Annotated in this window: 14 protein-coding genes; 7 read left to right on the plus strand and 7 right to left on the minus strand. The window is 70.0% G+C overall.

Annotated features, from left to right (window positions below; genetic code table 11):
* Positions 1-118 precede the first annotated feature (118 nt).
* Positions 119-973, plus strand: coding sequence for an alpha/beta fold hydrolase (locus tag ACZ6ZQ_RS15250; RefSeq protein ID WP_469769007.1), 855 nt, complete (start codon positions 119-121; stop codon positions 971-973).
* A 52-nt stretch (positions 974-1,025) separates the two neighbouring features.
* On the opposite strand, the gene ACZ6ZQ_RS15255 is transcribed toward ACZ6ZQ_RS15250, so the two are convergent.
* Positions 1,026-1,922 (minus strand): NYN domain-containing protein, encoded by an 897-nt coding sequence (locus ACZ6ZQ_RS15255; protein WP_469769008.1) that lies wholly within the window; start codon positions 1,920-1,922, stop codon positions 1,026-1,028.
* A 138-nt stretch (positions 1,923-2,060) separates the two neighbouring features.
* On the opposite strand from ACZ6ZQ_RS15255, the gene ACZ6ZQ_RS15260 reads away from it, so the two are divergent.
* Entirely contained in the window at positions 2,061-2,213 is a 153-nt protein-coding gene (locus ACZ6ZQ_RS15260) for a hypothetical protein (protein ID WP_469769009.1), read from the plus strand.
* A gap of 114 nt (positions 2,214-2,327) precedes the next feature.
* On the opposite strand, the gene ACZ6ZQ_RS15265 is transcribed toward ACZ6ZQ_RS15260, so the two are convergent.
* The 4 genes from ACZ6ZQ_RS15265 to ACZ6ZQ_RS15280 form a co-directional block, all read right to left on the minus strand.
* Entirely contained in the window at positions 2,328-2,933 is a 606-nt protein-coding gene (locus ACZ6ZQ_RS15265; protein WP_469769010.1) for a MarC family protein, read from the minus strand.
* 241 nt (positions 2,934-3,174) lie between these two features.
* Positions 3,175-4,128 (minus strand): PHP domain-containing protein, encoded by a 954-nt coding sequence (locus tag ACZ6ZQ_RS15270; RefSeq protein WP_469769011.1) that lies wholly within the window; start codon positions 4,126-4,128, stop codon positions 3,175-3,177.
* Between the two features lie 94 nt (positions 4,129-4,222).
* Positions 4,223-4,861, minus strand: coding sequence for a DUF6758 family protein (locus ACZ6ZQ_RS15275; protein ID WP_453661871.1), 639 nt, complete (start codon positions 4,859-4,861; stop codon positions 4,223-4,225).
* 395 nt (positions 4,862-5,256) lie between these two features.
* Positions 5,257-5,841, minus strand: a complete 585-nt coding sequence (locus tag ACZ6ZQ_RS15280) for a suppressor of fused domain protein (protein ID WP_469769012.1) — start codon at positions 5,839-5,841, stop codon at positions 5,257-5,259.
* A gap of 445 nt (positions 5,842-6,286) precedes the next feature.
* On the opposite strand from ACZ6ZQ_RS15280, the gene ACZ6ZQ_RS15285 reads away from it, so the two are divergent.
* Complete coding sequence (locus ACZ6ZQ_RS15285) at positions 6,287-7,402, plus strand: magnesium and cobalt transport protein CorA (RefSeq protein ID WP_469769013.1); 1,116 nt, start codon at positions 6,287-6,289, stop codon at positions 7,400-7,402.
* A gap of 13 nt (positions 7,403-7,415) precedes the next feature.
* The gene (locus tag ACZ6ZQ_RS15290; RefSeq protein WP_469769014.1) at positions 7,416-7,943 is read left to right on the plus strand and encodes a hypothetical protein; all 528 of its coding nucleotides are present in this window, start codon (positions 7,416-7,418) and stop codon (positions 7,941-7,943) included.
* A gap of 58 nt (positions 7,944-8,001) precedes the next feature.
* Here ACZ6ZQ_RS15290 and ACZ6ZQ_RS15295 read toward each other — a convergent pair whose 3' ends face one another.
* Positions 8,002-8,790, minus strand: a complete 789-nt coding sequence (locus ACZ6ZQ_RS15295; protein ID WP_469769015.1) for a hypothetical protein — start codon at positions 8,788-8,790, stop codon at positions 8,002-8,004.
* Positions 8,791-8,974: 184 nt separating this feature from the next.
* On the opposite strand from ACZ6ZQ_RS15295, the gene ACZ6ZQ_RS15300 reads away from it, so the two are divergent.
* Genes ACZ6ZQ_RS15300 through ACZ6ZQ_RS15310 form a run of 3 tightly spaced genes read left to right on the plus strand, consistent with a single transcriptional unit; the run spans position 8,975 to position 12,000 of the window.
* Positions 8,975-10,246 carry a magnesium transporter MgtE N-terminal domain-containing protein gene (locus ACZ6ZQ_RS15300; RefSeq protein WP_469769016.1) on the plus strand — a complete coding sequence of 424 codons (1,272 nt, stop codon included), beginning with the start codon at positions 8,975-8,977 and terminating at the stop codon, positions 10,244-10,246.
* Positions 10,236-10,823, plus strand: a complete 588-nt coding sequence (locus tag ACZ6ZQ_RS15305) for a DUF1003 domain-containing protein (protein ID WP_469769017.1) — start codon at positions 10,236-10,238, stop codon at positions 10,821-10,823. The genes ACZ6ZQ_RS15300 and ACZ6ZQ_RS15305 overlap by 11 nt, the downstream gene beginning before the upstream one ends.
* A 43-nt stretch (positions 10,824-10,866) precedes the next feature.
* The gene (locus tag ACZ6ZQ_RS15310; protein WP_469769018.1) at positions 10,867-12,000 is read left to right on the plus strand and encodes an Mrp/NBP35 family ATP-binding protein; all 1,134 of its coding nucleotides are present in this window, start codon (positions 10,867-10,869) and stop codon (positions 11,998-12,000) included.
* A gap of 84 nt (positions 12,001-12,084) precedes the next feature.
* Here the strand turns inward: ACZ6ZQ_RS15310 and ACZ6ZQ_RS15315 are convergent, their stop codons facing one another.
* Positions 12,085-12,747 carry a hypothetical protein gene (locus ACZ6ZQ_RS15315; protein WP_469769019.1) on the minus strand — a complete coding sequence of 221 codons (663 nt, stop codon included), beginning with the start codon at positions 12,745-12,747 and terminating at the stop codon, positions 12,085-12,087.
* Positions 12,748-12,756: the final 9 nt, after the last annotated feature.

Below are 12,756 nucleotides of genomic sequence, written 5' to 3' on the forward strand. Positions count from 1 at the left end.
CCTCGCGCTGAGGGCCCGTCACCCCTGGGAGGGTGACGGGCCCTTTGCCATGCCGGGGACGGCAGCCGCGCGGCAGCCCCTGCACGCGGGCGCCCGGCTACCCGTTAGCCTCGTCCGCATGAGCCGGCCTCCCACCTTCGTGCCCCCCGCCTGCGCCCGCAGCTACCACCTCCGCACCGCCCGTGGGGACTTCGCCGTGCTGGACGCCGAGCCGGACCGCCGCGCGAGCAAAGGCACCGTGATGCTCCTGCCCGGGTACACCGGGAGCAAGGAGGACTTCATCGCGTTGCTCGAACCACTCGCCGCGGCCGGCTATCGCGCGATCGCCATCGACGGCCGCGGGCAGTACGAGAGCGACGGCCCCGCAGACCAACAGGCCTACGCACAGGCCGAGTTGGCCAGGGACGTGCTCGCGCAGTCCGAGGAGATCGGCAACCCGGGGGGCTCCGAGGTCCACCTCGTCGGGCATTCGCTCGGCGGCCAGATCGCCCGTGCCGCCGTCCTGCTCGACCCGCGGCCGTTCCGGACACTGACGCTCATGTCGTCCGGGCCCGGCCGGATCTCCCCCTCCCAGCAGGACAAGGTCAAGCTGCTGAGCGACGCGCTCGCGGTGATGGACATGGGGCAGGTGTGGGAGGCGATGCAGGCGCTTGACCCGCCGGAGGAGGCCGCCACCGACGGCGAGGACCTGCGGCGGCGCTGGATGCGCCACAATCCCGCGCAGTTGCTGGCGACGGGCCGGCAGCTGACCGTGGAACCCGACCGGATCGCCGAGCTCGCCGCCGTACAGCCGCTGCCCAAGCACGTACTGTCGGGCGCGCATGACGACACCTGGCCCGTATCGCTGCTCGACGCGATGGCGGAACGGCTCGGCGCGCGCCGCACGGTGATCGAGGGCGCCGAGCATTCGCCGAACACGGACCGTCCCGCGGAGACCGCCGAGGCGCTGATCGACTTCTGGGATCAGAACTGACCAGGGGATCGGAACTGACCCTGAAGGTGACCGGATCCGGCCCTGAAGGTGATCAGAACTGCCCCTGAAGGTGCTGCCAGAACCCGTCCCGCAGCGCCCGCCGCAGATGCGCGTAACCACGCAGTGAGTGCTTGAGCAGCTTCTCCGCCTCCATCAGCAGGTCCTGGTCGACCGGACCGGGCAGATACGGGTGGCCGGGCAGCAGCTCCGCCATGGGCTCACGGCCACGTTCGACCAGCCAGGTCGCCGCGATCTGTGCGCCGACGAACCGTACGTCCTCGCGGTCCGGCGGCGGGCTGTCGTCCTCGTACGTCGTGACGGGCCGGCGCGTGACATAGGGCCGGCAGAAGTCGAGGTCGAAGGTGCGCTGACTGTCCACCTCCCACAGCAGCGGCTCGGCCTGGTTGCGCCCGTCGCCCGCCTCTATGCCCCACAGATGGACCCGTGCGCCGTATCCCTGGGCGGCCTCCACCGCGGATACGAGGTCCTCGTCGCCGCCGACGAGCGCCGCGTCGCTGATGGCCCGGTGCCTGGCGAGTGACTCCAGGTCGCTGCGGATGAGGGAGTCGACGCCCTTCTGCTGGTTGTTGGCGTTGAGGTTGCCGAGCCGCACCTTGACGTCGGGAAGCTCGGCGATGGACTGCTGCTCCGGTGTGTGGATGCGGCGCCTGGCGCCGTCGTACCAGTAGACGCGCAGGAGGCGGCTGTCCGCGAATATCGTGCGGGCCTTGTCGATGAACGCCTCTATGAGCCCCTCGGCGTCGAGATCGAAGGAGCGCCGGTCCTCGGTTCCCGCTACAAGCAACCCGGCCGCAGCATAGACGTAACCGGCGTCGACGAAGATGGCATGCGTGGACGGGGTCTTCGCGACCTCGGCGAGCATGCGCTGGAGCAGCTCGTTGGTGCGCTCCAGGCGGGCGCTGATCTCGGTGGGCAGTGCGTCGTTCATACCGCCCCCATTGTGAGCTGGCGGTGGCATACCTGCCAGTAGTTAGCCATCCAAAAAATTTCCTTAGCGTAGGGAATGTTTGCAGACGGCATCCCGTTGGAACGTACGGAACTCAGACGGACAGAAGGGAGCACTTTCATGCGCTTCGAGATCATGCGACTCGACGACGTCGACGGCAACGCCGTGGACAGCACCGTTGTGGACGCCGCCTCCGTCAACCGGATGGTGCAGCAGGCCGCCGCGGTCGGCCAGCGCATCTACATCCGACCGGCCCAGGCCTCGGCTTCGTAACGCCTTCGGCTTCGTGACGCCCAGGATCGACGCGCCCCCGTACGGACACGTTCCGTACGGGGGCGATGTGCTGCAAGGGCGGTGCGCCGCGACGGCGCGACCTGCCGCAACGGGTCAGGAGCCCTGGATCACCTGGGTGACACCGTTGATGATCTGCTGCACGGCGATCGCCGAGAGCATCATGCCCGCCAGTCGGGTCACCAGCACGACACCGCCGTCCTTGATGAGCCGGATGATCAGCAGCGAGTAGCGCATCGTCAGCCAGAGCACGATGTGCATCGCGACGATCGCCGCCCACACCGAGACCTGCGCCGCGGCGCCGTCGGCGTGCTGCACCGCGAGGATGACCGAGACGATCGCGCCCGGCCCGGCGAGCAGAGGCATGCCCAGCGGTACGAGCGCCACGTTGACGTCCTTCGTCTGCTTGGGCTCGTCGGTCTTGCCGGTCAGCAGGTCGAGCGCGATGAGCAGCAGAAGCAGACCGCCGGCGATCATCAGTGCGGGCACCGAGACATGGAGATACGTAAGGATCTGCTGGCCGAGGATGCCGAAGACGGTGATCACACCGAAGGCCACGGCGACGGCCTGCCAGGCCATCCGGCGCTGGACCTTGGCGGGTCGGCCGGAGGTGAGGGCGAGGAAGATCGGGGTGATCCCGGGGGGATCCATGATCACGAACAGAGTGAGGAAGAGGGAGCCGAAGACGGCGACGTCGAACACAGTGAGGCCTTGCAGGGTGTCGGGGTGTCAGGGGTGTCGGGTTCTCCGCGGCGTTTCGCGGAGTTTCGCGCGGTGCAGCGCAATGCGGCGCCGTGCAGCGCGGTGCAGCACGGTGACTGGGGGTTCCACGGCGTTCCATGGAGCTCCAAGGAGATCCATGGAGATCGGCAGGGTGGGGCGTACGAAGGCGCGCACGTACGTGCGCGGGGAACGCCGGAAGCCGCCCGCGGGAGACCAGGGGTCAGCGGCGGGGTGATCCGCCCGTGCCCATGACCGGGAACGCGCCGGTCGCACGGCGCGTGATCTCGCCGTAGATCTCCGGGTCGGTCGTGTAGTCGCCGAGCCGGCAGGCCTTGCGGCTGCCGTGGTAGTCGCTGGAGCCGGTGGCCAGCAGACCGAGATCGGCGGCGATTCCCCGCAGCCGGTCACGCGTCGGCTCGTCGTGGTCCATGTGGTCGACCTCGAGACCGTCGAGGCCCGCCGCGGCCAGCCGGCCGATGACGTCCTCGGGCACGACCTCGCCACGCTTGACCGCGAGCGGGTGGGCGAAGACGGTGACGCCGCCGGCGGCCTTGACCAGACGGATGGCGTCGAAGGGGTCGAGCTCGTGCTTCTCGACGTACGCCCGTCCGCCGTCGGCCAGCCAGTCGGGCGTGAAGGCCGCGGAGACGTCCGGCACGACGCCGAGTTCGACGAGCGCGGAGGCGACGTGCGGGCGGCCGACCGAGACCCCTCCCGACTTCCCGCTTCTCCGCCCGCTCGGCGCAGATGCGGCTGTCGTCGCGGTCGACGGCGCGACCTCGCGTACGTCGCTCGGGATTCCCGCTATCCGGGCCACTTGGTCCCAGGTGATCGGCACGCCCAGCTCCTGGAGCTTGGCGACCATGCCCTGCGCACGCGGCACGCGGTCGTCCCGTACCAGCTCACGTTCGCGCGCCAGCTCGGGCTCCTCGGGGTCGAAGAGGTAGGCGAGCATGTGGAGGCCGATGCCGTTGATCCGGCAGGAGAGCTCGGCGCCGGTGACGAGCGTGAGCCCCACCGGGAGTGCGGCGATCGCCTCGGCGTGACCGCCGACGGTGTCGTGGTCGGTCAGCGCGACGACGTCGAGTCCGGCTGCCGCGGCGTTACGGACCAGCTCGGCCGGGGTGTCCGTACCGTCCGATGCCGTGGAGTGGGTGTGCAGATCGATGCGCACGACGCGTGACTCCAGGACTCGGGGCGGACAGGGGGACGTTCAATCGTAACGGGGGATCGAACATCACCCGGACCATCGCGTCACGTGAAAGCCGTCACGACAGCAGTCTCGGCGACAGCGCCCCGCACGGCAGGAGCTCCACCTCCGAGCCCGCGTCCCGCAGATCGGTCAGTATCAGCTCGTCGTACATCAGCAGCCCCGTCGACTCGGGCCAGACGATCGCCCACAGCCACAGCCCGCGCGCCTCGCCCGCGAAGACCGCACGGTCCTCCGGCACATCGTTGACATGCCACAGCGGTGTGGGCCGGCCCGCGGCGAGGACCTTGGCTTGAGGTGATGTGTCGACTGCCATGTGCGGGCCCGGGTCCGGTCCGTCGATCCCGGCGAAGCGTGCGCCGAGGCCGACCCCGAGCTCCTCGGCGACCAGCAGCAACTCCCCCACGCCGCCCAGCGGACCGGGGCCCGAGCAGGCGACGGCGGTGGCGCGGCCGCCGCTGCGGTCGTCGCCCGCGTACGCGACGCCGGTGAAGAGCCAGCCGACCGGGAGCGGCCAGGGCATCCACACCGGGACCTTGGCGCGGGCCACCACAACAGTGAGGGCCTCGACGCTCGGTGGGATCACGGGCTGCAACGGGTGCACGGAACCGTGCACATCGCACTGCCAGGTGTCGGCGAAGAGTCCGGGCGCCCTGACCCGGCCACCACACTTCGGGCAACTGGGTTCGCCCCTCATAGCGCTCAACAGTCCTACCCGTCCGGCGTCGCGTCAAGGACGATCACCCCTCCGTCACGGCGGTTTCACCCGGCCTCACCAGCGGTGACTAGGTGTAGATTACATTCATTAGCCTATCTAATTTATTGCGCGAGGCGGCGGAGCCGAAGCCGGTGCACGTGGTGCAGGGCGGCGTGACGGCCTTCGCCGACTGAGCGTCAGAAGCCCTTCGAGCGGCTCGTCGGAGAGCCCGTCGAACAGCCCGTCAGGCAGCCGGCCATACGGTGGTCGTGCATCTCGTCGTGCATTCCGTCGCGCATTCCTTCATGCAGTCCGTCATGCAGTCGCCCTGCAGCCGGAAGCCCAACTCGGCCATGAGATAGGTCACTTCACCCACACTCCAGGCGTGACTGGCGTCACGTCAGAGTTACGGACCTGCGCAGCGGATCGCGCAGGTCCGTTCCGTTGGCCAGCCAGCGCTCCTGGAGCTGCGCCGCGCCGTGCACCCGCTTCCACGCCGCCTCGTTCGGTGTCATCGGCAGGAGCGGAAGGAAGCGCACCGGGTCCATCGGCTCGCCCAGTTCGAGGTCCTCGACCAGGCCGCCGGACTCGGCGACCAGGACGGAGGAGAACGGCGCCTGCGGCCACAGCGGCTCACCGAGGTCCAAGGAGTTGCCCGGCGCCACGATCACCCCTTCGACCTGCGGTGATGACGCGAGGACCGCGAGCGGGCGGAGCACCTTGTCGGTGTCGGCGAGCCCTGCGCGTACGGACAGGAGCAGCTCCGCGCGCGGCCCCTTCACCGGGTCGGCGAGCACATCCTTGGGGTCGGTCATCGGCTGGGCGGACATGCCGAGCGTGGCGTACCGGACGATGTCTCCGTCAACGAAACGGAGCACCTCGATCCGGTCCGTACCGAGAAACGTGACCGCGGCGCGCGCGTCCGGTTCACCCAGCGCGGTGCGCAGCCGGGCCTCGACCAGAGCAAGAACTTCTCCCATCCCGCGAGCATAGATCGCATCAGGAACGGGCAAAGAAAGGGATTGACCCTCAGTCGGCTGATAGGCTTGGCCGCCTGGTCGGGACAGCATGCGCATGGGGCACCCCCCAGTAGCGGCTGAGGGAGTGACTCCCGGGTTCCCGACGACACGTCATCCCCCACGGGGGACCGGCCGGAGGAGGTGGGGCTGCGGTGGATCGAAGTCGACCGTGCAGTACCAACCGCTCTTCCGCGCGACCCCTCACGGTCTGAGTCTGAGGGCTTCCCGCTCCGTTCCATGGCACCGCGCACGACGGAAGAGCACGTCGTTTTTGCCTGACTGTCTGTAGCGAACGCCGTCACCGCGCGCCGCGGTGCCGCCCGCTTTGCGGACGTATCGACATAACGTCCCCATTCCGGGCTGTGCCACGCCTCGCACCGGCGGCCTCTCCGTGAAGGAGCCTGCCATGTCGATGATCCGTGACCTGCGCGAAGCGGTCCGCCCCGCGCTGCGCAAGAGCACCAGCCCGTACAGCGCGTACGACACGACCCGTGACCCCTCGGCCTCCAGCGCGGTCGTCGACTGCGCCGTCTACCGCGACGGCCGACGGGTCAAAGACGCGGAGTGCCTCACCCCGCACGAGGCGATGCTCCGGGTGCGTGAGGGCGGCGGCTTCGCGTGGATCGGCCTCCACGAGCCGACGGAGGAGGAATTCTCCGGTATCGCCGCCGAGTTCGGCCTCCACCCGCTGGCCGTGGAGGACGCCGTCCACGCCCACCAGCGGCCCAAGCTGGAGCGGTACGACGACACGCTCTTCACGGTCTTCAAGACCATCCACTACGTCGAGCACGCCGAGCTCACCGCGACCAGCGAGGTCGTCGAGACCGGTGAGGTGATGTGCTTCACCGGGCCCGACTTCGTGATCACCGTGCGGCACGGCGGGCAGGGCTCGCTGCGCAACCTCCGCCACCGGCTGCAGGACGACCCCGAGCTGCTCGCCAAGGGCCCCTCGGCCGTACTGCACGCCATCGCCGACCATGTCGTCGACGGCTACATCGCGGTCGCGGACGCCGTGCAGGTCGACATCGACGAGATCGAGATCGACGTATTCTCCGCGCCGTCGAAGGGCAGCACACGCGGTACGGACACCGGGCGCATCTACCAGCTCAAGCGTGAGGTGCTGGAGTTCAAGCGGGCGGTCACGCCGCTGCTGCGGCCCATGCAGCTGTTGAGCGAGCGCCCGATGCGGCTGGTCGACCCGGACATCCAGAAGTACTTCCGCGACGTCGCCGACCACCTGGCCCGGGTGCAGGAGCAGGTCATCGGCTTCGACGAGCTGCTGAACTCGATCCTCCAGGCCAATCTGGCGCAGGCGACGGTCGCCCAGAACGAGGACATGCGCAAGATCACGTCCTGGGCGGCGATCATCGCCGTACCGACGGCGGTCTGCGGGGTGTACGGCATGAACTTCGACCACATGCCCGAGCTGCACTGGAAGTACGGGTACCCGATGGTCATGGTCGGCATCGTCGGGATCTGTCTCACCATTCACCGCACCCTGAAGCGCAACGGCTGGCTCTAATAGGCTGCGGAGCATGAACGACGCTCAGCTCGGCAACGACATGCTGCTCGGCCAGGCCCTCGTCGAGGAGGCCACCAAGAAGTCCGGTCTCATCTGGGTCCGGGGCACCGGACCCTCCCGGGCGCTGTGGCATGTGTGGCACGACGGGGCCGCGCATGTGGTCGGCGACGGCCCCGGCGAGCAGCCGCTGCCCGGGCTGACCGACGGCTCCACCGCCGAGATCACCGTGCGCAGCAAGGACAAGGGCGGCCGGCTGGTGACGTGGACCGCCGCGGTGACCGAACTGGCCCGCGGCTCGGAAGCGTGGGACGCCGCGGTCGCCGAGCTGAAGGGCAAGCGGCTCAACGCGCCGGACGGCGAGCGGATGACCGAGCGCTGGGGCCAGGAGTGCCGGGTGCTGCGGCTGGAGCCGCGTGAGTCGTCCACGGAGCACCCGCGGGATTCCCTGTCGGCCGTCCCGCTCCCCACTCCGGCCACGACCCGCCGGCCGATTCCCGCGGCCCTGCCGCGGCTGCTGCGCCGGGGCCGCAAACACAGCTGACCGCCCGGTCGGGCCGGGCGCCGTCAGTGGTCGGTGGTCAGCCGTCTGCCGTCTGCCGTCAGTCGCTCGTACGGGGAAGCTGACGGCCGTAGTCGACCGTCTCCTCCTTGGACGGGGGCTCCAGGGTGAACTCCTTGTCCCAGTCCGCGAGCGTGAGCACGCCCGCGCCGCCCGCGCGGGCGAGCTGGAGCGGGTAGGCGGTGCCCTCCAGTGAGACGTCGAGCGTGCCGCCGTTGCCCTCGCCGCCCATGATCTTGATCGTGCGCACGCCGCCGACCTTGTCGCGGTCGCCCTTGCTGAGCTTGCCGTGCAGCCCGAGCAGTCCGTCCAGCAGCACATCCATGTCGGTGAAGCCGCGCAGTTGCTTGTACGCCGGGTCGCCCTCGGGGACCTTCACGTACTTGTCGTCGAGCTTCTCGGCGGCGGCCTCGTCCTCCTCGCCGGTGGAATCGGAGCCTTCCTTCCCGCCCGATCCGTCCGCTTCCTTGTGGCTCCAGAAGTCCGCGTCGGCCTTCAGATAGAGCGCGTCACCGACCCGCAGCAGCTCGAACGTGGAGTTCTTCGAGGTGACCGAGCCGATCGCGCCGGTCTTCCTCAGCTGCATGTTCAGCTTGTAGGTGCCGCCCTTGGAAACCAGGGTGCCGGCGAGCCGTACCGCGTCCGCGCCGTCGGCCGCCGCCTTGGCCTTGGCCTCGATCGCGGTCGCCTCCAGTTTGCCGACGCCGTTCGTCCCCGCGTCCGGGTCCTCGCCGCACGCCGTGAGGGCTGCGACCAGCCCCGCGCACAGCGCGACGGAGAGCGCGGCCCGGCGGGCCCGGGCGACGGCGGCAGGGTGGAGAGCGGTCACGAGCACACTGCCTCTCATACGCGTGGGGGTGGCAAGACCGCAGCGTACCCGGGCCAGGTGGGCCCTCCGGAAGGGAGCCGTCCGGACCTTCCACAGCAGCACCATGGAACGGTACGGGCTAGCCTGAAGCCGTTGAACAGCCGCATTTCCGGGCAGATGGGAACGGACTGAGGAGGCGCGGATCATGGCGGGAGGCGCCCCCCGGATCTTTGTCTCGCACCTCGCCGGTGTCCCGGTCTTCGACCCCAACGGCGACCAGGTGGGGCGTGTGCGCGACCTCGTCGCCATGCTCCGGGTCGGCGGGCGGCCGCCCCGGCTGCTCGGCATGGTCGTCGAGGTGCTCAGCCGCCGCCGGATCTTCCTCCCCATGACCCGCGTCACCGGCGTCGAGACCGGTCAGGTCATCACCACCGGCGTCGTCAACATGCGGCGCTTCGAGCAGCGCCCGACCGAGCGCCTCGTCCTCGGCGAGCTGCTGGACCGCCGGGTCCAGCTGGTCGAGTCGGGCGAGGAGGTCACCGTCCTCGACGTCGCCATCCAGCAGCTCCCGGCCCGGCGCGACTGGGAGATCGACAAGGTCTTCGTACGGAGAGGCAAGGGCGGGGCCCTGCGGCGCAAGGGCGAGGCGCTGACCGTCGAGTGGTCGGCCGTCACCGGCTTCTCGCTGGAGGAGGAGGGACAGGGCGCCGAGAGCCTGCTCGCCACCTTCGAGCGGCTGCGCCCCGCCGATCTCGCCAACGCCCTGCACCACCTCTCTCCCAAACGGCGCGCCGAGGTCGCCGCGGCCCTCCACGACGACCGGCTTGCCGATGTCCTGGAGGAACTGCCGGAGGACGAGCAGATCGAGATCCTCGGGAAGCTGAAGGAGGAGCGGGCTGCGGACGTGCTGGAGGCGATGGACCCGGACGACGCCGCCGATCTGCTCTCCGAGCTGCCGGAGGAGGACAAGGAGCGGCTGCTGATGCTGATGCGGCCGGACGACGCCGCCGACATGCGCCGGCTGTTGTCGTACGAGGAGCGGACGGCCGGCGGGCTGATGACGACCGAGCCGATCGTGCTGCGCCCGGACGCGACCGTCGCGGACGCGCTGGCCCGGGTGCGCCAGCAGGACCTCTCCCCCGCGCTGGCCGCGCAGGTGTACGTGTGCCGACCCCCCGACGAGACGCCGACGGGCAAGTACCTGGGCACGGTGCATTTCCAGCGGTTGCTGCGGGATCCGCCCTTCACCCTGGTCAGCTCGATCGTCGACAGCGATCTGCCGCCGCTCGCCCCGCGCACCCCGCTGCCCGCGATCACCAGCTATCTCGCCGCGTACAACATGGTCGCGGCGCCGGTCGTGGACGAGAGCGGGGCACTCCTGGGAGCGGTGACCGTGGACGACGTTCTCGACCATCTGCTGCCGGAGGACTGGCGCGAGGCCGAGTTCGAGGGGACGGGGTCCGCCCATGAGCAGTGACCACGGACTCGCCGAGCGCGGCGAGGGCAAGGAGAGGCCTCCCGCCGGGGCCGGGGCGCCGCGCCCGCGCGTGAGGCTCGATGTGCCGCGCGCCCCGCGCCGGAAGGTCCTGCCGGAGTACGACCCGGAGGCCTTCGGCCGGTTCTCGGAGAAGATCGCCCGCTTCCTGGGGACGGGCCGGTTCATCGTCTGGATGACCCTGACGGTCATCGTGTGGGTCCTGTGGAACATCTTCGCGCCGACCGGCCTGCGCTTCGACGAGTACCCGTTCATCTTTCTGACGCTCGCGCTGTCGCTGCAGGCGTCGTACGCCGCCCCGCTGATCCTGCTCGCGCAGAACCGCCAGGCCGACCGCGACCGGGTCGAGATGGAACAGGACCGGGCGCAGAACGAGCGCTCCATCGCGGACACCGAGTATCTGACCCGGGAGATCGCCGCACTGCGGATGGGCCTGGGCGAGGTCGCCACCCGCGACTGGATCCGCTCGGAGTTCGAGGGCCTGCTGAAGGAGCTGGCGCACCATCCGCCGGTATTCCCGCCCGTGGCCGCCCGCAGACGTGACGAAGGCGACCGCTGACAGGGGCCCCCGGGGCGGGATCCGGCGCCGTACCATCGTCCGTATGGCTACGGAAGACGCGGTGCGCGAAGCACTGGCGACGGTGAACGACCCCGAGATCAACAAGCCGATCACCGACCTCGGCATGGTGAAGTCGGTCGAGATCGGGGCCGACGGCGCAGTTGCCGTCACGGTCTATCTCACCGTCTCCGGCTGTCCGATGCGTGAGACGATCACCCAGCGCGTCACGGACGCGGTCGCGGGCGTCGAGGGCGTCACCCGCGTCGATGTCTCGCTGGACGTGATGAGCGACGAGCAGCGGCGCGAGCTCGCGGCCTCGCTGCGCGGCACGACCGCCGAGCGCGAGGTGCCTTTCGCCAAGCCCGGCTCGCTGACGCGGGTGTACGCGGTGGCGTCCGGCAAGGGCGGCGTGGGCAAGTCCTCCGTGACCGTGAACCTGGCGGCGGCGATGGCCGCAGACGGACTGAAGGTCGGTGTCGTCGACGCCGACATCTACGGGCATTCGGTGCCCCGGATGCTGGGTGCGGACGGCCGTCCCACCCAGGTCGAGAACATGATCATGCCGCCGTCCGCGAACGGTGTGAAGGTCATCTCGATCGGCATGTTCACCCCGGGCAACGCACCGGTGGTGTGGCGCGGCCCGATGCTGCACCGCGCGCTCCAGCAGTTCCTCGCCGATGTGTACTGGGGCGATCTGGACGTCCTCCTGCTCGATCTGCCCCCGGGCACCGGCGACATCGCGATCTCCGTGGCCCAGCTGGTGCCGAACGCGGAGATCCTGGTCGTCACCACTCCGCAGCAGGCCGCGGCGGAGGTCGCGGAGCGGGCCGGCTCCATCGCCGTCCAGACCCACCAGAAGATCGTCGGCGTCGTCGAGAACATGTCGGGCCTGCCGTGCCCGCACTGCGACGAGATGGTCGACGTGTTCGGCTCGGGCGGCGGACAGAGGGTCGCCGACGGCCTGACGCAGACGACGGGCGCCACGGTCCCGGTGCTGGGTCAGATCCCGATCGACGTCCGCCTTCGCGAAGGCGGCGACGAGGGCAAGCCGGTCGTCCTCACCGACCCCGACTCCCCGGCGGGCGCGGCCCTGCGCAGCATCGCCGGCAAGCTCGGCGGCCGCCAGCGCGGTCTCTCGGGCATGAGCCTGGGCATCACGCCGCGCAACAAGTTCTGACGTACGTACGCGAACGTACGCGAAAGGGGCACCGTCCCGGTGGACGGTGCCCCTTTCGTACGTCCAGGCGTACGCCTCGTACGTCTAGGCGTACGCCGCGATGTCCCGCACCGCCGAGAACCCCAAGCCGTAGGCGCTCAGGCCCCGCCCGTACGCCCCCACGTGCACCCCGTTCTGCGCGGACCCGGCCAGCACCCAGCCGAACTCCGACTCCCGGTAGTGGAACGGCATCGGCACCCCGTCCACCGGCAGCGACAACTCGGACCACGCCGGACCGGACAGGTCGTCCGCCAGCGCGAACGCGGTCTCGGTCTGCTGGTCCAGCCAGTCGTCGCGCAGCGAGTGGTCGAGCTGCGCGGGCCACGTGTATGCCAGCAGCCCCGAGCCGGCCAGCCAGGCCGCGGACGAGACCGTCGTGGCGTCCAGGAGGCCTGTGCCGTCCCCGGTGCGCCGTACCGGGCTCGCCGCGATCGTCACGACCACCGCGAAGCGTTCCTTGTCGATTGCGGTCGCGTCGGACTTTATCGACGGCTCGTCGCCGTGGCCCATGGAGCCGTGCTGCACCGTTCCGTCCGCGTCGGTGCCGACCTGCATCAGCCAGCGCGGGCCGGTGAAGGCCCCGTCCAGTCCGTACCAGGGGAACGGTGCGCGCAGATAGCTGTCGACCGTACGCCGGGCTGCGGGCACCCCCTCAGCGGTGGACGTGCTGGGCGTACTCTGCGCCCCTACCCGACTCGTCGTCTCCATCTGCCTGGC

The sequence above is a fragment of the Streptomyces sp. NPDC053673 genome, assembly GCF_055585225.1.

What these genes read in the sequence shown, in the direction of transcription:
- ACZ6ZQ_RS15275 (WP_453661871.1), bottom strand. Translation starts at nt 4,861, where the DNA reads ATGAGGGGCGAACCCAGTTGCCCGAAGTGTGGTGGCCGGGTCAGGGCG.
- ACZ6ZQ_RS15250 (WP_469769007.1), top strand. Translation starts at nt 119, where the DNA reads ATGAGCCGGCCTCCCACCTTCGTGCCCCCCGCCTGCGCCCGCAGCTAC.
- ACZ6ZQ_RS15285 (WP_469769013.1), top strand. Translation starts at nt 6,287, where the DNA reads ATGTCGATGATCCGTGACCTGCGCGAAGCGGTCCGCCCCGCGCTGCGC.
- ACZ6ZQ_RS15260 (WP_469769009.1), top strand. Translation starts at nt 2,061, where the DNA reads ATGCGCTTCGAGATCATGCGACTCGACGACGTCGACGGCAACGCCGTG.
- ACZ6ZQ_RS15300 (WP_469769016.1), top strand. Translation starts at nt 8,975, where the DNA reads ATGGCGGGAGGCGCCCCCCGGATCTTTGTCTCGCACCTCGCCGGTGTC.
- ACZ6ZQ_RS15290 (WP_469769014.1), top strand. Translation starts at nt 7,416, where the DNA reads ATGAACGACGCTCAGCTCGGCAACGACATGCTGCTCGGCCAGGCCCTC.
- ACZ6ZQ_RS15255 (WP_469769008.1), bottom strand. Translation starts at nt 1,922, where the DNA reads ATGAACGACGCACTGCCCACCGAGATCAGCGCCCGCCTGGAGCGCACC.
- ACZ6ZQ_RS15305 (WP_469769017.1), top strand. Translation starts at nt 10,236, where the DNA reads ATGAGCAGTGACCACGGACTCGCCGAGCGCGGCGAGGGCAAGGAGAGG.
- ACZ6ZQ_RS15280 (WP_469769012.1), bottom strand. Translation starts at nt 5,841, where the DNA reads ATGGGAGAAGTTCTTGCTCTGGTCGAGGCCCGGCTGCGCACCGCGCTG.
- ACZ6ZQ_RS15310 (WP_469769018.1), top strand. Translation starts at nt 10,867, where the DNA reads ATGGCTACGGAAGACGCGGTGCGCGAAGCACTGGCGACGGTGAACGAC.
- ACZ6ZQ_RS15315 (WP_469769019.1), bottom strand. Translation starts at nt 12,747, where the DNA reads ATGGAGACGACGAGTCGGGTAGGGGCGCAGAGTACGCCCAGCACGTCC.